General features: G+C 50.4%; 15 protein-coding genes and 1 pseudogene. 15 read left to right on the forward strand and 1 reads right to left on the reverse strand.

Going from position 1 to position 19,319, the window contains the following annotated elements; translation table 11 throughout:
• Positions 1 to 322 (reverse strand): annotated as a pseudogene (locus QZ375_RS05905) (IS481 family transposase); the annotation flags it as partial.
• Between the two features lie 271 nt (positions 323 to 593).
• On the opposite strand from QZ375_RS05905, the gene rpsL reads away from it, so the two are divergent.
• From rpsL to QZ375_RS05980, 15 genes are all read left to right on the forward strand, one after another.
• Positions 594 to 1,016 carry a 30S ribosomal protein S12 gene (rpsL, locus tag QZ375_RS05910; protein ID WP_295216697.1) on the forward strand — a complete coding sequence of 141 codons (423 nt, stop codon included), beginning with the start codon at positions 594 to 596 and terminating at the stop codon, positions 1,014 to 1,016.
• A 199-nt stretch (positions 1,017 to 1,215) separates the two neighbouring features.
• Positions 1,216 to 1,686 carry a 30S ribosomal protein S7 gene (gene rpsG, locus QZ375_RS05915; RefSeq protein WP_295216699.1) on the forward strand — a complete coding sequence of 157 codons (471 nt, stop codon included), beginning with the start codon at positions 1,216 to 1,218 and terminating at the stop codon, positions 1,684 to 1,686.
• Between the two features lie 33 nt (positions 1,687 to 1,719).
• A complete protein-coding gene (fusA, locus tag QZ375_RS05920) occupies positions 1,720 to 3,795 on the forward strand; it encodes an elongation factor G (protein WP_295216702.1) in 2,076 nt (691 codons plus the stop codon).
• Positions 3,796 to 3,927: 132 nt separating this feature from the next.
• Positions 3,928 to 5,127 (forward strand): elongation factor Tu, encoded by a 1,200-nt coding sequence (gene tuf / locus QZ375_RS05925; protein ID WP_295216705.1) that lies wholly within the window; start codon positions 3,928 to 3,930, stop codon positions 5,125 to 5,127.
• A 270-nt stretch (positions 5,128 to 5,397) separates the two neighbouring features.
• Positions 5,398 to 5,814: a division/cell wall cluster transcriptional repressor MraZ gene (gene mraZ / locus QZ375_RS05930; protein WP_295216708.1), complete on the forward strand. Its 417-nt coding sequence runs from the start codon at positions 5,398 to 5,400 to the stop codon at positions 5,812 to 5,814.
• A gap of 12 nt (positions 5,815 to 5,826) precedes the next feature.
• Complete coding sequence (rsmH, locus tag QZ375_RS05935; protein ID WP_295216711.1) at positions 5,827 to 6,753, forward strand: 16S rRNA (cytosine(1402)-N(4))-methyltransferase RsmH; 927 nt, start codon at positions 5,827 to 5,829, stop codon at positions 6,751 to 6,753.
• Positions 6,754 to 6,759: 6 nt separating this feature from the next.
• Positions 6,760 to 7,221 (forward strand): hypothetical protein, encoded by a 462-nt coding sequence (locus QZ375_RS05940; RefSeq protein WP_295216719.1) that lies wholly within the window; start codon positions 6,760 to 6,762, stop codon positions 7,219 to 7,221.
• 429 nt (positions 7,222 to 7,650) lie between these two features.
• Positions 7,651 to 10,005 carry a penicillin-binding transpeptidase domain-containing protein gene (locus QZ375_RS05945; protein ID WP_295216725.1) on the forward strand — a complete coding sequence of 785 codons (2,355 nt, stop codon included), beginning with the start codon at positions 7,651 to 7,653 and terminating at the stop codon, positions 10,003 to 10,005.
• Positions 10,006 to 10,037: 32 nt separating this feature from the next.
• A complete protein-coding gene (locus tag QZ375_RS05950; protein WP_295216731.1) occupies positions 10,038 to 11,480 on the forward strand; it encodes a UDP-N-acetylmuramoyl-L-alanyl-D-glutamate--2,6-diaminopimelate ligase in 1,443 nt (480 codons plus the stop codon).
• A gap of 25 nt (positions 11,481 to 11,505) precedes the next feature.
• Positions 11,506 to 12,888, forward strand: a complete 1,383-nt coding sequence (murF, locus tag QZ375_RS05955; RefSeq protein WP_295216735.1) for a UDP-N-acetylmuramoyl-tripeptide--D-alanyl-D-alanine ligase — start codon at positions 11,506 to 11,508, stop codon at positions 12,886 to 12,888.
• The gene (gene mraY / locus QZ375_RS05960) at positions 12,872 to 13,900 is read left to right on the forward strand and encodes a phospho-N-acetylmuramoyl-pentapeptide-transferase (RefSeq protein ID WP_295216738.1); all 1,029 of its coding nucleotides are present in this window, start codon (positions 12,872 to 12,874) and stop codon (positions 13,898 to 13,900) included. The genes murF and mraY overlap by 17 nt, the downstream gene beginning before the upstream one ends.
• A 201-nt stretch (positions 13,901 to 14,101) precedes the next feature.
• Entirely contained in the window at positions 14,102 to 15,352 is a 1,251-nt protein-coding gene (gene ftsW, locus QZ375_RS05965) for a putative lipid II flippase FtsW (protein ID WP_295216740.1), read from the forward strand.
• A complete protein-coding gene (gene murG / locus QZ375_RS05970; protein WP_295216743.1) occupies positions 15,349 to 16,473 on the forward strand; it encodes an undecaprenyldiphospho-muramoylpentapeptide beta-N-acetylglucosaminyltransferase in 1,125 nt (374 codons plus the stop codon). Before ftsW ends, murG begins: the two co-directional genes overlap by 4 nt.
• 395 nt (positions 16,474 to 16,868) lie before the next feature.
• The gene (gene murA, locus QZ375_RS05975; protein WP_295216745.1) at positions 16,869 to 18,134 is read left to right on the forward strand and encodes a UDP-N-acetylglucosamine 1-carboxyvinyltransferase; all 1,266 of its coding nucleotides are present in this window, start codon (positions 16,869 to 16,871) and stop codon (positions 18,132 to 18,134) included.
• Between the two features lie 60 nt (positions 18,135 to 18,194).
• Positions 18,195 to 19,112: an FtsQ-type POTRA domain-containing protein gene (locus QZ375_RS05980; protein WP_295216746.1), complete on the forward strand. Its 918-nt coding sequence runs from the start codon at positions 18,195 to 18,197 to the stop codon at positions 19,110 to 19,112.
• The last annotated feature ends 207 nt before the right edge of the window (positions 19,113 to 19,319 follow it).

The following is a 19,319-nucleotide window of genomic DNA, read 5'->3' on the forward strand; positions in this document are numbered from 1 at the left end:
ACACACGATAAAGTGAACCGGGGTGACGTGAATACGCTTTTTCTTCTCTCAATTTTCCATAAAGTTCACATATTGAGATATTAGGATTTCTACGGTGATAGTCTTTTATCCACTTGATTTCTTGTTCAGTATGGCTGTTCGGATGTGGTGTATGAGGTTTATGTGATTTTGGCATCAGAGACTCTTTTGTACCGTCATATCGCTTATTCCAACGCATCAGTGAGGCTTTTGAAACATGATATTTACGACAGATGTATCTTACATCGCCTGTCTGACGGTATGTTTCGACTGCATGAATCTTCGTGCTTAGTTCATGCGGCAAATATCTCTTGCTTTTTTTGCATTCTGTGCTATACTTTCCATAAAGTGATTGAGTTCCTTTCTGTTGGGTTTAGTGTGGTAACTTTATTTTAACAGATCTCAATCGCTTTTTCTATACCCTTGAGGTCTCACTTCTATTGTAACACTACAGATATAATTGTAAATTTTTTAAAAACACGTTGACACGGTGGGCGCTTTGTGCTACAATAAGAAAGCATGCGGCGGTCATGTGCTGCCGCTGTCAATTTATTTTTTTGTAAAGGAGGAAAATTATGCCTACGTTTAATCAGTTGGTTCGGAAAGGAAGAAAGGTACAGCAGTACAAGTCTACCGCTCCGGCACTGCAGAAGGGCTATAATGCCAAGAAGAAAGTGACCACAAATCAGAGTTCTCCGCAGAAGAGAGGCGTCTGCACCGCAGTTCGTACTGCGACCCCGAAGAAGCCGAACTCCGCTATGAGAAAGATCGCCAGAGTCAAGCTGACAAACGGCTATGAGGTTACTTCGTACATTCCGGGTATCGGCCACAATCTGCAGGAACACAGCGTTGTTCTGATTCGCGGCGGCCGTGTAAAGGACCTGCCTGGTGTGCGTTATCACATCATCCGCGGTACTCTCGATGCACAGGGCGTTGCAAACAGAATGCAGGCTCGCTCGAAGTACGGCGCTAAGAAGCCGAAGGCTGGCAAGAAGTAATTTCTGAAGGCAGATACTTCGGTCAAACTATTGAAACAGGAAGCTTTATAGATCACCACGGGAACTGTGGAGATATGAATATAGATGGCGTATATATGCGCCGCGCGTATTCCTCTCCATTGGCCCTGACGGTCGGCGGCTCAGACCGCCCGAACGAGTACCTGTGAATTCATGAATTTTGTGAAGGAGGGAAGCGAAAATGCCAAGAAGAGGTAAGATCGCAAAACGTGACGTGCTGGAGGATCCGATTTATAACTCCAAACTCGTAACCCGTCTCATCAACAATGTGATGGTTGACGGTAAAAAGGGCGTTGCCCAGAAGATTGTTTACGGTGCATTTGATATTGTCGCTGAAAAGACCGGCAAGGATGCACTTGAAATGTTCCAGCAGGCAATGGAAAACGTAATGCCGGTTCTGGAAGTAAAGGCTCGCCGTATGGGCGGTGCCACATACCAGGTTCCGATGGAAGTTCGCCCGGAACGCCGCCAGACTCTCGGCCTGCGCTGGATCACTAAGTATTCCAGACTGCGCAACGAGAAGACAATGAAGGAGCGTCTTGCAGGAGAGATCCTCGACGCACTGAACAACACCGGCGGTGCCTGCAAGAAGCGTGACGATACACACAAGATGGCAGAGGCAAACAAGGCGTTTGCACACTACCGCTGGTAAGCGCACTGCGCTTCGGGAAAAGGAGGATCATCTATGGCTAGAGATTGTTCCCTGGAAAAAACCAGAAATATCGGTATCATGGCGCACATCGATGCCGGTAAGACTACTACAACAGAGCGTATTCTGTTCTACACCGGTATCAACCATAAGATCGGCGAGACCCATGAGGGTGCTGCTACGATGGACTGGATGGCACAGGAGCAGGAGCGTGGTATCACAATCACCTCTGCTGCAACCACCGCATACTGGGCAGGTCACAGAATCAACATCATTGATACCCCGGGTCACGTGGACTTTACCGTTGAGGTAGAGCGTTCCCTGCGTGTACTGGACGGCTCTGTTACCGTATTTTGCGCAAAGGGCGGCGTAGAACCCCAGTCTGAGACCGTATGGCGTCAGGCAGATAAGTATCAGGTTCCCCGCATGGCATATGTCAATAAGATGGACATCATGGGTGCTGATTTCTACTGCGTTGTAGACATGATGCACGACAGACTGAAGTGTAATGCTGTTCCGATTCAGCTTCCTATCGGTGCTGAGGACGAGTTCAAGGGCATCATTGACCTGGTTGAAATGAAGGCGTATGTATACTATGATGACCTGGGCAAGGATATCCGCGTGGAAGAAATTCCGGAGGATATGAAGGAAAAGGCTGAGGAATATCGTCAGAACCTGATGGAGCACGTTGCTGAACAGGATGATGATCTCATGGAGAAGTTCTTCGCTGACGAAGAGATCACCATCGACGAGATCAAGGCATGTATCCGTAAGTCTACGATTGCAAATACCATGGTACCGGTTGTCTGCGGTACCTCTTACCGCAACAAGGGCGTACAGAAGCTCCTGGACGCTGTTGTGGATTATATGCCGTCTCCGCTGGACGTTCCCGCAATCAAGGGCGTTGACGCTGAGACAGGCGAAGAGTGCGAGCGCCACTCGTCCGATGACGAGCCGTTCTCCGCTCTGGCATTCAAGATCGCAACTGACCCGTTCGTAGGTAAGCTGTGCTTCTTCCGTGTGTATTCCGGTAGCGTAAATGCCGGCGATACCGTTCTGAACGCTACCAAGGACAACAAGGAGCGTATGGGTCGTATCGTACAGATGCACGCAAACCACAGAAAGGATATCGAAACTGTTTACGCAGGCGATATCGCAGCCGTTGTTGGTCTGAAGAATACCACCACCGGTGATACACTCTGTGATGACAAGCACCCGGTTATTCTGGAATCCATGGAATTCCCGGAGCCGGTTATCCAGCTGGCAATTGAGCCGAAGACCAAGGCTGGTCAGGATAAGATGGGTATTGCGCTGGCAAAGCTGGCAGAAGAAGACCCGACCTTCCGTACCTGGACAGACGAGGAAACCGGTCAGACCATTATCGCCGGCATGGGCGAGCTGCACCTGGATATCATCGTAGACCGTCTGCTCCGTGAGTTCAAGGTAGAAGCAAACGTTGGTGCGCCCCAGGTATCCTACAAGGAAACCATCAAGGGCAATGCCGATGTGGACTACAAGTACAAGAAGCAGTCTGGTGGTTCCGGTCAGTACGGTCACGTTAAGATCCGTGTTGCTCCGAACGAGTCCGGTAAGGGCTATGAATTCACCAACAAGGTTGTCGGCGGTGCCATCCCGAAGGAATATATTCCGGCTGTCGATGCAGGTATCCGCGGCGCAATGCAGGCAGGTATCCTGGCAGGCTACGAGGTCGTTGACGTAAAGGTTGAGCTGTACGATGGATCCTATCACGAAGTTGACTCTTCGGAAATGGCATTCAAGATCGCTGGTTCTATTGCATTCAAGGAAGCAATGAAGCAGGCACAGCCCATCCTCATGGAACCGATCATGAAGGTTTCCGTTATCGTACCGGATGATTATACAGGTACCGTTATCGGCGACCTGAGTTCTCGCCGTGGACAGATCCAGGGTCAGGAATCTCGTACAGGTACTGTACAGGTTGACGCTCTGGTGCCGCTGTCCGAAATGTTCGGCTATACCAGCGACCTGCGTTCCAACACACAGGGCCGTGGTCAGTATGCAATGGAACCCCACAGCTATCAGGAAGTTCCGAAGAATATTGCCGAAAAAATCATGTCTTCCAGAAAGAAATAAAGATTTTTTGAAAAATCCAATGATTTTTTCAAAAAAACACTTGCAATTTCTCTTGGAATCTGCTACAATATACGTAACACTTCTCGTTAAGTGCCTTACGCTGAAATTTTTTCATTAAGGAGGATTATTCCAATGGCAAAGGCTAAATTTGAAAGAAACAAACCGCATGTAAACATTGGTACCATTGGTCACGTTGACCATGGTAAGACCACTCTGACTGCTGCGATCACAAAGACTCTGGCTCTGAAGGGTCAGGCGCAGTTTGAGGCCTACGATATGATCGATAAGGCTCCGGAGGAGAGAGAGCGTGGTATCACAATCAATACTGCTCACGTAGAGTATGAGACCGATGCACGTCACTATGCACACGTTGACTGCCCGGGTCACGCTGACTACGTTAAGAACATGATCACTGGTGCAGCTCAGATGGACGGCGCTATCCTGGTAGTTGCTGCTTCTGATGGCCCGATGGCTCAGACCAAGGAGCACATCCTGCTGGCTCGTCAGGTAGGCGTACCGGCAATCGTTGTATTCATGAACAAAGCTGACCAGGTTGACGATCCGGAACTGCTGGAATTGGTTGAGATGGATATCCGTGACACCCTGAGCGAGTATGACTTCCCGGGCGATGACACTCCGATCATCACTGGTTCTGCTCTGGCTGCTCTGGAAGCTCCGGACGATCTGAGCAATCCGGCATATCAGCCGATCATCGACTTGATGAACGCTGTTGACGAGTATATCCCGACTCCGGAACGTGACGATGCAAAGCCGTTCCTGATGCCGATCGAGGATACTATGACCATCTCTGGCCGTGGTACCGTTGTTACCGGTCGTGTAGAGCGCGGAAAGCTGAACGTAAATGAGCCGGTTGAAATCGTTGGTCTGTCTGATGAAAAGCTGAACACCGTTGTTACTGGTCTGGAAATGTTCCGTAAGTCCCTGGACTTCGCAGAAGCAGGCGATAATGTTGGCGCACTGCTCCGTGGTATTACTCGTGATCAGGTTGAGCGTGGTCAGGTTCTCTGCAAGCCGGGCTCCATTCACCCGCACACCAAGTTCAAGGGTCAGGTTTACGTTCTGAAGAAGGAAGAAGGCGGCCGTCACACACCGTTCTTCAACAACTACAGACCGCAGTTCTATTTCAGAACAACTGATGTTACCGGTATCATCACTCTGCCGGCTGATGTTGAAATGTGCACACCGGGCGATAACGTTGAGATGAACGTTGAGCTGATCGCTCCGATCGCTATCGAAGAAGGTCTGCGTTTTGCTATCCGTGAGGGCGGCAGAACTGTAGGTTCCGGCGTTGTAACTGCAATCAACGAATAATTTAATTTGCGTTTTTTGTAAATTCCATGAGGGACGGGCTTCGGCTCGTCCCTTTTGTGTTATGGAAATATTTGCTTTTGTGCAATTTATATAAAAAATGGACAATTTTTCAGACATATTTTTTTGGCAATTATGCCGTCTCATTCTTGCATTTTTGTGGGAGATACGGTATAATAATAATATAGCGGTGAAAAGTGGGTTAGATTCCCTCAAAGTGGGGTATTCTGTCCAATTCTTTGTGGAAAGGCGGCGGCGGATGTGGCTTCCCTTATGGGCACATATTACCACAATATTGATGCAAAGGGACGCCTGAATTTTCCGACGAAGCTTCGTGAAATTTTAGGTGTGTCATTCTATGTCACAAAAGGATTGGATCAGCCATGTCTGACGGTGTATTCTGAAGAGGAGTGGGAACGTCTTTCCGCTAAGGTGGCAGCCATTCCCGAAGCCAAGGGCGGTCAGATCAAACGCTGGCTTTTTTCTGGCGCCGGTATCCTTATTCCCGATAAACAGGGACGGGTGCTGATTCCTCAGGATCTGCGGATGTTTGCCGGATTGGAAAAGGATGTGGTGGTGATCGGCGCCAATAATAAGGCGGAGATCTGGGATAAAACCAAATGGGATGTCCTTAATGCCGCCTTTGATACAAAGCAGATGCTGGAAACGCTGGAGGAACTGGGATTCTAAAAGGAGGCGCCCATGGAATTTGTTCATATTCCTGTTCTGTTACAGGAAGTGTTGGATGGTCTGGCGATTCGCCCCAACGGCACATATGTGGACGGCACAGTGGGCGGCGCCGGTCATGCAGTGGAAATTGCAAAACGCCTGACAGCAGGCGGTCGTCTCATTGGATTTGATTGCGATCCGAACGCAGTTGCAGTTGCCACGGAACGTCTTGCACCACACCCGGCGACGGTGGTGCATCATAATTATGATGAAATGCAGACTGTATTGACGGAGATGGGTGCAGTACCGGTGGATGGTGTCTTGCTGGATTTGGGTGTTTCTTCCCATCAGCTGGACGAAGAATCCCGTGGATTTTCTTATCATGGCGATGCACCTCTGGATATGCGAATGAGTCAGGCTGGAATGACGGCAGAGGAATTGGTAAATACTGCCACAGAAGCAGAGTTGTCCCGGATTCTCTACACTTACGGGGAAGAATCTTTTGCCCGCAGTATTGCGAAAAATATCGTGCGTGCCAGAGCGGAAAAGCCGATTCATACCACGTCGGAACTAGCGGAGCTGATCAAAAGCAGTGTACCGCCGAAGGTGCGTCGGGTGAAAAATCCGTGCAAAAAGTCCTTTCAGGCAATTCGTATCGCTGTGAATGGAGAATTTGAACATCTGGAGGCAGGTCTCCAGGCTGCATTTTCCGTGTTGAAACCTGGCGGTCGACTTGCAGTGATCACATTTCACTCGCTGGAAGATCGTATGGTAAAACGGCAGTTTGCTGCCTGGTGTCAGGGTTGTGTCTGTCCGCCGGATTTTCCGCAGTGTGTCTGCGGCAGAGTGCCAGATGCAAAGCTGGTCACAAGAAAGCCTATAGTGCCTAGTGAAGAGGAATTGTCCCGGAACAGCCGGAGCCGGAGTGCAAAGCTGCGTGTTTTGGAAAGGAGCCGCTGATCGCTTATGTCGAAGCAGAAATCATCTGTGCCGCAGCCGGCGGAACCGGAGGAAACCAAAGCACCATCCAACGGTATTTTTGTCTTTCGGTTCGACCCCAGCAAACGGGGCGCAGCCTTGAAAGTATTTATTGCTGGTGTACTTGCACTGTCGCTGTTTAGCGTGGTAATCAACAGCTATGTACAATTAAATGAAGTCTATTCTGAGATTTCTTCTGCCAATGCGGAACTGAATATCCTGCGCAGTGAAAATGTGCGGATGCAGACCGAACTGGAAGGGAAGGCGTCCATCAGCAATATCAAGGAGTATGCAGAGCAGCATCTGGGACTCCAAAAGCTGGACAAATCTCAGATTCAATATATTGAGATCCAAACCGAAGATGAGGTTGTGCTTGAAGAGGAAGAACAAAACATTTTTGTTCAGATCAAGCATAAGTTTGAGGACATCGTGGCATACCTGCGCGGTTAAGCTGCATAGAATAAGATTGTGTGAGATGTTCTCTGGATTTTATTTTGTTATCTATCGGCACCACTGTTAAAGTGGAATTCATATAGAAAATATGCCTTTAGGATAAACATACAGAGGAAAGAGATAATATTCGGGTGTCGGATCTGGAATCGGATCCGCTGGACGCACAAAAAAGGTCATCGGACAGATGGCATTGTACGGCTGATCTGGATTCCGGCATACGTTTTGCGGCAAGGTAATCGATTGCCGCAAAATTGGAAATTCCCGTCTTATGAGGTGTAAAAGCACTGCCGCACTTCTGGCGGCGGGCAGATCTCAGAAAATGACGGTTGAAACAGGCGGGGTAATGACTATGATTCCCTGCCTGATTCTATTATAAAGCAACTTTTGAAAAAAGCATAGTTCATATGGAAACCGGAGGTGTGGCTGATGATGCACATTCGTGAAAAAGATAAGAAAAAACAAACAGAAAATAGGAAAGAAAAACCATCACGCTCGGCATCCATGCGGATGCGGCGGCGTTCAAAGGTGAGTATGGCTGTGCTCATGGCAATGTGTCTCGCTGTTGCTGGAAAATTGTTCAAAGTTTCTGTGATGGACAACGCCAAGTATGAGACGCTTGCTAACAACTATCATTTTGGCACTATGACTCTGGATGCCAGCCGCGGTGCCATTTATGATACAAACGGAACTGCTCTTGCCTGGAGTGCAACGGTATATAATGTGTACATAGATCCGAAGCTCTATCAGGAGGAAATGGATTCCATTGAAAAATCCAATGCAAAAAAACAGGCGGCTGCCAAAGAGAATGGAGAAGAAGCGGCAAATCTGGTGGATACTGACCAGCTTCAGGACTCTATCGTGACCTTTTTGTCGGAAAAGTTGGAGATCACGCCTCAGAAGGTGGAGGAATCCTTTGCAAAATCCGGAAGGTACTACGTTTTGCAGACCCAGGTAGAAAAAGATATTGCAGACGAGATCGTAGCTTATTTTGATACGCTGAATCTTGCCTTTATCGGCACAGAGGCAACCACACGCCGCTATTATCCTCAGAATGAACTTGCAGCAGCAGTCATTGGCTTCACCAACGGTGACGGCGATGGGCAGTATGGCCTGGAATATCAGTATGACGAATATCTCGCCGGCGTAGACGGCCGTGTTATTTCAGCACAGGCTGCCAACGGTGAGGAAATGCCCTATCGCTATTCCACGACTTATGAAGCGGAGGACGGCGCATCTCTTTATCTGACTCTGGATACCACCATGCAGTATTATCTGGAAAAGGCACTTTCGGAAATGGTGCAGGAATTTGAGGTGCAGGATCGTGCCACCGGTATTATTATGAATCCGAAAACCGGTGCAATTTATGCTATGGCGACCTATCCGTCCTTTGATCTGAACAATCCATCGGAAATTTACGATACCAAAACAGCAAATGCTCTGGCGGAACTGCCAGAGGAGGAATATCAGGATGCCTATCTGGAAGCCCGGGAGACCCAGTGGCGAAACAAGGCGATCAGTGAGATCAATCCTCCTGGTTCTACTTTCAAAATTGTGACCACTGCGTCGGCGCTGGAAGAAAACCTGATCGACCTGGAAAATGACAGCTTCTTCTGTCAGGGTTATTTGCAGGTGCAGGATGCAAAAATCGGCTGCTCACTGCGTTCTGGTCATGGCGCCCAGAACTTTACAAAGGCACTGACCAATTCCTGTAACCCGGCGTTTATGGAGATCGGTCTGCGGCTTGGTGTGGATAAATTCAGCTATTATTTTCATGGTTTCGGGCTGTCGGAAAAAACAGGCATCGACCTTCCCGGTGAAGTATCTGGTGCTTATGTGGAAAAGGAAGATATGTCTCAGGTAGACCTGGCATCCAGCGCATTCGGTCAGACCAACGAACTGACGGCACTGGAACTGGTCACGGCATATTCTGCTGCCATCAACGGCGGTTATGTGGTGACGCCCTATGTGGTAGATCATATTGTAGACAGCAACGGCAATACGGTGCTGCAAAACAGTACGACTGTAAAACGGCAAATCATTTCAGAGGAGACTTCTCAGACGGTACGGGAACAGCTTCAGGCAGTTGTGGACAATAATCCGTCTCATAACGCTTACATTCAGGGCTATCGCATCGGCGGCAAGTCCGGCACAGCAGAAATCCGTAATACAACAGACATTGAGGACGACTATGTGGCATCGTACTGCTGCTTTGCGCCGGCAGATGACCCGGAGATGATCCTGTTGATTCAGGCAGATTATCCGACCCCAGAAATCGGCTATTACGGTTCTAAGGTTGTGACGCCCTATGCACGGGAAGTGATGCAGGAGATCCTGCCCTACATGGGGTATTATCCAGAATACACGGACGAGGAAGCCCAGGAAATGAATGTCAATGTGCCGCTGCTCCAGGACGCATCTCTGGAAAGCGCAAAGGCATCTCTGGAACAGCTGGGGCTGACCTATGAGATTGTTGGTGAAGGCAGCACAGTCGTGTCTCAATCTCCCACCACTGGCACAAGTATTGCCAAGGGCGGAAAGGTGCTGCTCTATACAGAAAGTGATATCACGAGAGATCTTGTCACTGTACCCAATCTGAAAAATATGACGATCTCACAGGCGAATGAAACATTGTCGTATTATGGCTTGAATTATGCTGTTGTGGGTGCTTCGGCAAGCAGTGAGGGTGCATTGGTACAGTTCCAGTCGGAAGCTGAGGGCACCCAGGTACAGCGAGGCACCTCCATCACGCTGACGCTGGTTGCCGGCGAGGTGAACGATTAACGGCGTATGTGCCGTCAGAAAGGATGAGGAACATGCAATTATATGAGCTGCTGGAGAACAATGCAGTGACCACTCTGCCCGATCAGGAGATCACCGGTCTGACAGACGATTCCCGGAAGGTACAGCCAGGTATGGTTTTTGCCTGTATTCGGGGAGAGCACTTCGATGGACACAGCGCTGCGGCAGAAATGCTGGAGCATGGTGCAGCTGCGGTACTGGTGGATCATGATCTGGGACTGGGCAACCGCCAGATCCTGACGGAGGATACCCGTGCCCTGTACGGAAAGCTTTGCGCCGCATGGTTCGGGCATCCGGAACGGAAGATGCACTTTGTAGGCGTCACCGGCACGAATGGAAAGACCACCATCACAAATCTCATCAAGCATATTCTGACGAAAAACGGCCATACTGTGGGACTCATCGGGACCATCCAGAATGAGATCGGCAGTCAGGTAGTGCATACGGACAATACCACGCCTTTTGTTTATGATTTAATGGCACTCTATCGGAAAATGGCAGATGCCGGCTGCGACTATGTGGTCATGGAGGTTTCTTCCTTCGGGCTGGTGCAGCAGCGCATCGGTGATACTCACTTTGATGCGGCAGTATTTACGAATCTGACTCAGGATCACCTGGACTATCACGGCACTATGGAACAGTATTATCAGGCGAAAAAGCTTCTGTTCTCCCGCTGTGATCAGGCAGTCATTGATACAGACGACAGCTATGGCGAGCGGCTTTTCGGCGAGATCGCATGTCCCGGAATCTCCTACGGCAGCAGCAATCAGGCAGATTTCTATGCCGATGCCATTAAGCTCCGTGCCGACGGCACTAGCTTTTGGCTGTGCTGCGGTGGGAAGTCCTATCCGGTGCATCTGCACTTGACTGGTATGTTTAACGTATCCAATGCCCTGGCGGCAGTTGCGGCATGTCATGCCCTGGGAATGCCTCTGGGACGGATTCTGGCGGCATTGGAGACCTGCACGGGTGTCCGGGGCAGATGTGAGGTGATCCCAATCGACCGGGATTTCACAGTGATCTGCGACTATGCACATACGCCGGACGCTGTGGAAAATATTCTGCGGAGCGTGAAAGAATACACCAAGGACAGACTGATCTGTCTCTTTGGCTGCGGCGGTAACCGGGATGCCACAAAGCGTCCGAAAATGGCACAGGCTGCGGCGAAATATGCAGATTTCCTCATGGTCACATCGGATAATCCCAGAGATGAAGCTCCTGAGGCGATCATTGCAGATATCCTCACTGGACTGGAGGGCAGCGAAGTGCCCTATGAAGTCGTGGTTGATCGGAAGGAGGCCATTCTGCGGAGTATGCAGCTGGCACAGCCTGGCGATGTGATCGTGCTTGCCGGAAAGGGTCATGAGGACTATCAGGTGCTGCCGGATGGCGTGCACATTCATATGGACGAACGGGAAATTGTGCGTGAATGCCTGCCGCTCGTACCGAAACGCTGAAATAAAAATGCTGGGGGATTGACAGATGAAGCCTTGGATGTTGTCAGAATTAAAAGAAATATTGCAGTGCCCGATCCCATGCGAAGCGGAGATCACCTGCGTGAGCACTGATACCCGTGACCTGCCGGAGGGATGTCTCTTTGTGGCACTGCGCGGTGCACGCTTTGACGGGCACAATTTTGTGAAGCAGGCCATTGAAGCTGGTGCTGCTGCCGCTGTGACGGAGTATCCCATTGAGGGATGTCCCTGTCTGGTAGTAAAGGATACGGGCAGAGCACTGCTGCGTATTGCCGGCTTTTATCGGCATAAATTCTCCCCGATACTGGTAGGTATCACCGGCAGTGTGGGAAAGACGACCACCAAGGAAATGATCGCCTGTGTATTGGAATCCCAGTTCTGCACCTTGAAAACCCAGGGCAACCTGAACAACGAAATTGGTCTTCCCAAGACCTTACTCCAACTGGAGGATTCCCACGAGGCTGCTGTCATTGAAATGGGCATGTCTCATTTCGGTGAGATCAGCCGCCTTTCCCGGACAGCACAGCCGTCTATGGGCGTCATTACGAATATCGGTTATTCCCATATCGAAAATCTCAAGACCCAGGAAGGCATTTTGCAGGCAAAGCTGGAGATCCAGGATGGCATGGCATCCGATGCACCCCTTGTGGTGAACGGAGATGATCCGCTGTTGGCACCGTTGAAGCGGAATCTATCCCGTCCGGTTGTGACCTATGGGATGCGGTCTGCAAAGGCAGATGTCTGTGCGGTGGATATTGTGCGTAAGGCACAGTCCACGGAATTTTTTATTCTCGACCAGGACGGCGAGAAATATCCGGTCGTATTGCCCTGTGCCGGAGATCATAATGTCATGAATGCATTGGCAGCCTTCTGCGTAGGCAGACTTGCTGGCATTGCACCGGAACAGATCTGCCGTGCTCTGGGACAATACCAGACTGTGGGATTGCGGCAGAATATTTACCGTCGGGGCGCATATACCATTATTGCAGACTGTTATAATGCCAGTCCGGATTCCATGAAGGCAGCATTGACTGTGCTCCGTGATCTGCCATGTAAGGGCAGACGGGTGGCTGTGTTGGGCGATATGCTGGAACTAGGCGAAATGTCCCGTCAACTGCACACATTGGTGGGCGAAATGGCGGCGGCAAGCGAAGCGGATGCATTGTTCTGCTTCGGCAAGGAATCCTTCTACTTGGCACAGCGAGCCGCTATGCAGGAGGTCTCGGTATATCACACCGAGGATCGCCGGGAGCTTTGCCGTGTGATCCGCCAGTATCTGCGGCCGGATGATGTGATTTTGTTCAAGGCGAGCCGAGAAATGCACTTGGAGGATTGCATTGACGTGATATTTGAGCAGGAGGAGGATGCAGAAGATGCCGTTTTGGATTAATATTGCAGTGGGACTGCTGGCGTTTGTTGTGGCAGCACTGGGCGGGAAAGCCTTGATCCCGTGGCTGCATAAACTGAAATTCGGGCAGCCCATTAAGGTAGATTTCGGGCCCAAGTGGCATGCTGGAAAGCAGGGAACGCCCACCATGGGTGGTATTCTGTTCATTGTAGGCAGCGTTGTGGGCACGGCAGTGGGCTATGCCTTGTACCGGTTTTTCGGTACTATGGATGTAGCTTCCATCGGCGGTGACCGGGAGGCACTCCGGGTGCTGAGCTGTGTGCTGTTCTGCATTCTGTTCGGTGTCATCGGTTTTATTGACGACTTCGCAAAGGTGGCGAAGAAACAGAACGAGGGTCTGACGCCCATACAGAAGATTATTTTGCAAGTGGTGGCGGCAGTACTGTGGCTGGTTGCAATGTATTTCCTGGGTGACCGTAATACCGTCATTGACCTGGCGTTTGTGCAGTTCGATATCAAGTGGTTCTACTATCCCCTTATGGTATTGGTGATCCTGTATCTGACCAATGCGGTGAACCTGACAGACGGCGTAGACGGACTCTGCGGCACTGTGACACTGGTGGCAATGCTGATCTTCACACTCATTTGCAGCAAGCTCCAGATGAATACGTACACGCTGTTTACTATGGCACTTGCCGGAGGATGCCTGGGCTTTTTGGTGTGGAATCTTCATCCGGCCAAATGCTTTATGGGTGATACCGGCTCGATGTTCCTGGGTGCGGCAGTTGCCGCAGTGGGGCTTGCCACCCATCAGCATCTGGTGCTGGTGCTGGTAGCGCTGGTATACATTCTGGAAGCCCTTTCTGTTATGATCCAGGTGACCTATTTCAAATATACGAAAAAGAAATACGGTGAGGGACGCCGTATCTTCAAAATGACGCCGATCCACCATCATTTTGAAATGAGTGGGTTCAGCGAATATAAGATTGTCATTACATTTTCTCTGTTCGGTCTCATCATCGGACTGTGCGGACTGCTGCTTGTGATATTCTAAGAGCCTGTTCAGCATCTTTTCACACGCACCTTGCTTGCATCTTTTCTGGAAGATTTTGCGAAAATACTCGGAAATCCACAAAGGATTTCCTCCGTTTTTCACTTCATCTCCCAAAAAATCTGACTGCGCAATCTGCGCACGCCCAGATACTGAACAGACTCTAAGCAGATATCATTGTCCGAAACCCCAAGGAGGTTGCATATGGCGGAACAAATTGCTGCTGGAAAGCGAAAAAAAAGTCACTTCAATATTCCCTTGTGGCAGCGCAATGTACGGTACGGTGAGGTGGATCTTGCTTTTTTCCTGATTGTCATTGCACTGCTGGTAATTGGCATTATTATGATGTTCTCAGCCAGCTATGCCTGGGCCATTGCCGAAGGTGAGGATGGCACGTTCTATGCGGTAAATCAGATCAAAAATGCCATCGTGGGACTCGTGTTCATGTGTGTACTCTGTATGCTGGATTACCATGTGTTTCAGAAGCCTACGTTTGCAGTGTGCGCTTATATTGTCCCCTTGGTGCTTTTGGTTCTGGTGTTTGTGCCGGGAATCGGCGTTACAGATGGCGGCGCAACACGGTGGATCGCCATCGGCAGCTTCAACTTTCAGCCATCAGAATTGATGAAGATCGGCATTGTTATTTTCATGTCCTATGTCATTGAAAAAAATTATGACAATATGCGGTCGTTCCGTAAGGGAATGCTGCCGCTGCTGTTGATTATGGCACTTCCCGCGGCGCTGCTGATCAAGGAACCCCACCTTTCTGCCACAGTGCTCATTGTGCTCATGTGTATTATCCTGATCTTCGTGGGCGGTGCGGATCTGAAACAGTTTCTGATGATCGGCATTGTAGTAGTAGCGGCTGCGCTGGTCGTCGGTTTTCTCATGTCCGACAGTTATGAGTATATCGGAAAGCGTATCAATTCCTGGCTGGATCCCTTTTCTGACAGCCTGGGTGATACCTGGCAGACCTGCCAGTCTTTGATCGCCATCGGTTCCGGCGGATTGTTCGGACTGGGTCTGGGTGAATCCCGGCAGAAATATCTGTACCTGCCGGAAACCAAAAATGACTTTGTCTTTTCCATTGTCTGTGAAGAACTGGGCTTTGTGGGCGCAGTGACAGTGCTGCTGCTGTTCGCAATGTTGGTGATCCGTGGATTTCACATTGCCATGCACGCCAGAGATAAATTCGGGATGTTGGTGGCGATCGGGCTGACTTCTCACATTGGATTACAGGCTTTTTTCAATATTGCAGTAGTCAGCAATCTGATCCCCAATACGGGTATCAGTCTGCCTTTCTTCAGCTATGGCGGCACGGCGCTGATTTTGCAGCTGGCGGAAATGGGAATCGTCCTGAACATTTCCCGTGTGCGCTATCATGTGGACGAACGAAAACCGGCGGATACTGCGGTCATGGAACGGACACAGCCCCGGCAGGGAGGTAACCTATGAAAGTATTACTGGCAGGAGGCGGCACGGGCGGCCATATCAATCCGGCACTTGCCATTGCTTCTATCATCAAACAGCATGATCCCTCGGCGGAGTTTCTCTTTGTGGGAACACCAAACGGCATGGAGGCACGCCTTGTACCCCAGGCAGGCTATCGTATGGAGACCATGCACGTGGCAGGGTTTCAGCGGAAACTGACTTTGAAAAACATCAAGCGTAATGCAAAAGCGGTGTATTATCTCGCCACCTCCCAGCCTCGTGCCCGGAAGATCGTGAAGCAGTTTCAGCCGGATGTTGCCATCGGCACCGGTGGGTATGTGGCTGGACCGATACTCCATGCAGCAGCTCATCTGGGTGTGCCCTGCGCCATTCATGAGCAGAATGCCTTTCCCGGCGTAACCAATAAAATGCTGGCAAAAGAAGTAGATCACGTCATGCTGACGGTGGAAAAGGCATTGGAATATCTCCATCCCGACTGTGCTTATACGGTGACGGGACTTCCGGTGCGGGGCGGTATTTCCCATCCGGACAAAGCCGCTGCACGGAAAAAGCTGGGCTTTGATGACGGACTGTGCATTCTCTCTTTCGGTGGCAGTCTGGGTGCAGGATGTATCAATGAAGCCATGGCAGAGTTGATCCCGTGGCATGTGAAAAAAGGGTTGGCGATCAACCACATTCACGGCTATGGCGGTATGGGAAAGGAAACTTTTCCGGCGGCGATGCAGCAGGCAGGCATCCCTATGAAGAGTAACCGTCTGCGGATCACGGAGTATATCAATGATATGGATGTATGCTTGGCGGCGGCAGATCTGGTCATTTGCCGTTCCGGTGCGTCTACGCTGGCGGAGCTGGAGGCAGTGGGGAGAGGCTCGATTCTCATTCCATCTCCTATTGTGACAGGCAATCACCAGCTGCACAACGCCAATGTTCTGGGAGATGCCGGAGCCGCCATTGTCATTGAGCAGAAAGACGCTTCGCCTCAGCGGATCATCCAGGAAGTGGAGCGATTGTATCATGACCGTGACCGCCTGACCCAGATGGGACAGAAGGCAAAGGGACTGGAGATCCCGGATACAGAGGAACGTATCTGGAAGGTAATTGAGGGTCTGGTGCAAAAGAAATGAGGCGGCAAAGTAAAAGAACGAGATGTCTTTTTCACGTTTTGAAAAAGGCAGCCTGGCAATGAAGTTTTTTGGTCCAGCAATTTTTCAAAAATGCTGGCGAGATCCAGGGCGAGAAGCCCTGGTCGCCGCCCGCAGGCGGCGAAACACCTTGGCGCATTCTTCTGCGCCGCGGAGAGGGTGGTGAGAAAAAGCAACAGCTTTTTCGAGGAGGGGCGAACAAGACCGCCCCTCCTTGTAAAGCCATTTTCTCCTGTGAAGCCTTGCAAACATCCCGGTGGGACGTTTGCAACGAGGTGAACTTTCGATATCTCAGCACAATTCGACTTAGAATCTGTATGATTCTCACCAATTTGCTCGATTTCGCATACACTGAAAATAAAAAGAGGTGATGCGGATTGCAAAAACTGGTGATCGAGGGCGGTGCTCCGCTGGAGGGGGATATTTTCTTACATGGCGCAAAAAACAGCGCACTTCCGATTCTTGCCGGCGTACTGCTGTGTGACGGTGAGACCGTTCTGGAGAATTGTCCCCGGCTGACAGATGTCTTTGCTGCCTGCCGGATCCTGACCCATTTGGGGTGCCGCTGTATGATACAGGAACATACGGTGACTGTGCGTGTGTGTGACCTGCGGTCGGATACGATTCCGGAAGCACTCATGCAGGAAATGCGCTCGTCCATTATATTTCTGGGGGCTGTGTTGGGACGTACCGGGGCGTGTCATGTGTCCTATCCCGGCGGCTGTGAGCTTGGCCCCAGACCCATTGATATGCACTTGGACGCACTCCGTCAGATGGGTGTGCATTTTTCCATTTACGGCGGTCAGCTGGACTGTACTGCACCAGAGGGACTGCATGGTGCGAAGATTCATCTTCCTTTTCCATCGGTGGGGGCGACAGAAAATGTCATGCTGGCGGCAGTGCTGGCGCAGGGGCAGACAGTGCTGCATAATGCAGCAAGAGAACCGGAGATCTGTGACCTGGCTTCGTTTCTGCGTACCTGCGGTGCAAAAATTTCCGGCGACGGCGAGAGCACCATTGTCATTGACGGCGTGGAAAAGCTCCGGGGCGGCATTTATTCCATTTTGCCCGATCGGATCGCCGGAGTGACTTATCTGGGTGCAGCGGCAATTACCGGCGGCACGGTCTGTCTTCGTGGAATTGGTGCTCGTCCCATGGAAAATATGCTCCCGGTTCTGGAACAGACCGGCTGCCGGGTGTATCCGGAACCGGATCGGCTGCACCTTCTGGCACCCAGGCGGCTGCGTGCTGTGCCCCTGATCCGGACAATGCCCCATCCGGGCTTTCCGACAGATGCCCAAGCAATCTTTATGGCAATGCTCAGCCTTGCAGACGGCGTCAGCGTGCTGGAGGAGAATATTTTTGAAAATCGTTACCGCCATGTAGACGCTCTGGTGAAAATGGGCGCAAAGATCCATGTTTCTGGAAGGATCGCTGTTGTCACTGGGGTGCGATCCCTTAGCGGTGCAGCGGTTGCTGCCACGGATCTCCGGGGCGGTGCAGCAATGGTGCTCGCCGGATTGGCAGCACAGGGACGGACGGAGATCCGGCAGATTTCCCATATTGACCGTGGATATGAGTCCATTGAGACCGTGCTTTGCGGTGTAGGCGGCCGTGTCACACGAGTGGATGATGATAATTAAGAAAACGGACACAGAGAAATGCCCCATGGCTTCTGGGTTCCGGGCAGGGAGGATTCAACGATGCAGGATGTGGAAAAAACAGAAATCCAGCGTCATAATAATGCCCGGCGGATACGCCGCCGGAACCGGATGCGCCCTTTGTATGGTCTGGTCGTTGCGGTTCTGGTGGTGTTCGTCGGCGTTGCGCTTTCCAGGACTGTGTTTTTTAATATTCAGACAATTGTGGTCGACGGCAGTGCATCCCAGTATTCGAAGGATGATATTGCCCATGCATCTGGTGTGCACACAGGTGATAATCTGATGCGAGTGGATGCAGATGAAGTGAAGCAGAATGTACTCAGTGAATGTTATTTTGTGGAAAGCGTCACTGTGAAAAAGGAATTTCCTGATGAATTGGTGATTACTGTTACACCCAGCGAACCGGCATACAATGTGGTAGATGACAGTGGGACACTTCAGGTGGATGTTTCTGGAAAGATCTTAAAAAACAGTCCGGAGACGGATGCTTCTTTGCCTACGATCACAGGATTTGAGGCAGAGGTGCGGGAACCCGGACAAATGCTTGCTTCAAAGGACAGCCAGAAGGATGCGATCTTTCAAGCCTTGACAGAGCTCACTGCAAAAGGACTGGATTGCCCCATTACTGCCATTGACCTGACGGATAAATATGACATTGCGCTGACCTTTGACAACCGGGTGGAATTTTCTCTGGGGAACTGGAGTGATTTGGAATATAAGGTAACTCTGGCAGAAACGGTTCTCACAAAGCTTTCATCAGACAAGATCGGCTATCTTTCTATGGTGGGCGATCACCAGTGTTCCTACCGGGATAAGGAGGCCGTGGAGCAGCAAACCACAGCACCCATGACTACCCTGGCAACGGATGAAAATGGTGATCCTGTGGTGGAAACTGACGAAAACGGTGACCCGATCTCCACGACCACTGAAACAACAACGGCGGAAAATGACTGGCAATAACGATTTTTTCTGCACATACCCCAATGGCTTTTTCAAAAATCTGTATAAAATTGTGAAAATCTGACTTCATTCCCGGTAAAATCTTGTGGGAAAAGGAAAAACACAATTTATTTCGAAAAAAGGCTTGCAATGTTTGCAGAAATGTGTTAAGATAATAAGTGTATTTCCAGAGAAAGAAATCCGTGTTTGCGGAATGACAATACGGGT

It is taken from the genome of Ruminococcus sp., assembly GCF_019417665.1.
In the GTDB taxonomy this organism is placed as follows: domain Bacteria; phylum Bacillota; class Clostridia; order Oscillospirales; family Ruminococcaceae; genus Ruminococcus_C.

Bases quoted from the DNA above. Each gene is read 5' to 3' on its own strand.
- rpsL (WP_295216697.1), top strand. From the start codon at position 594: ATGCCTACGTTTAATCAGTTGGTTCGGAAAGGAAGAAAGGTACAGCAG.
- rpsG (WP_295216699.1), top strand. From the start codon at position 1,216: ATGCCAAGAAGAGGTAAGATCGCAAAACGTGACGTGCTGGAGGATCCG.
- fusA (WP_295216702.1), top strand. From the start codon at position 1,720: ATGGCTAGAGATTGTTCCCTGGAAAAAACCAGAAATATCGGTATCATG.
- tuf (WP_295216705.1), top strand. From the start codon at position 3,928: ATGGCAAAGGCTAAATTTGAAAGAAACAAACCGCATGTAAACATTGGT.
- mraZ (WP_295216708.1), top strand. From the start codon at position 5,398: ATGGGCACATATTACCACAATATTGATGCAAAGGGACGCCTGAATTTT.
- rsmH (WP_295216711.1), top strand. From the start codon at position 5,827: ATGGAATTTGTTCATATTCCTGTTCTGTTACAGGAAGTGTTGGATGGT.
- QZ375_RS05940 (WP_295216719.1), top strand. From the start codon at position 6,760: ATGTCGAAGCAGAAATCATCTGTGCCGCAGCCGGCGGAACCGGAGGAA.
- QZ375_RS05945 (WP_295216725.1), top strand. From the start codon at position 7,651: ATGATGCACATTCGTGAAAAAGATAAGAAAAAACAAACAGAAAATAGG.
- QZ375_RS05950 (WP_295216731.1), top strand. From the start codon at position 10,038: ATGCAATTATATGAGCTGCTGGAGAACAATGCAGTGACCACTCTGCCC.
- murF (WP_295216735.1), top strand. From the start codon at position 11,506: ATGAAGCCTTGGATGTTGTCAGAATTAAAAGAAATATTGCAGTGCCCG.
- mraY (WP_295216738.1), top strand. From the start codon at position 12,872: ATGCCGTTTTGGATTAATATTGCAGTGGGACTGCTGGCGTTTGTTGTG.
- ftsW (WP_295216740.1), top strand. From the start codon at position 14,102: ATGGCGGAACAAATTGCTGCTGGAAAGCGAAAAAAAAGTCACTTCAAT.
- murG (WP_295216743.1), top strand. From the start codon at position 15,349: ATGAAAGTATTACTGGCAGGAGGCGGCACGGGCGGCCATATCAATCCG.
- QZ375_RS05980 (WP_295216746.1), top strand. From the start codon at position 18,195: ATGCAGGATGTGGAAAAAACAGAAATCCAGCGTCATAATAATGCCCGG.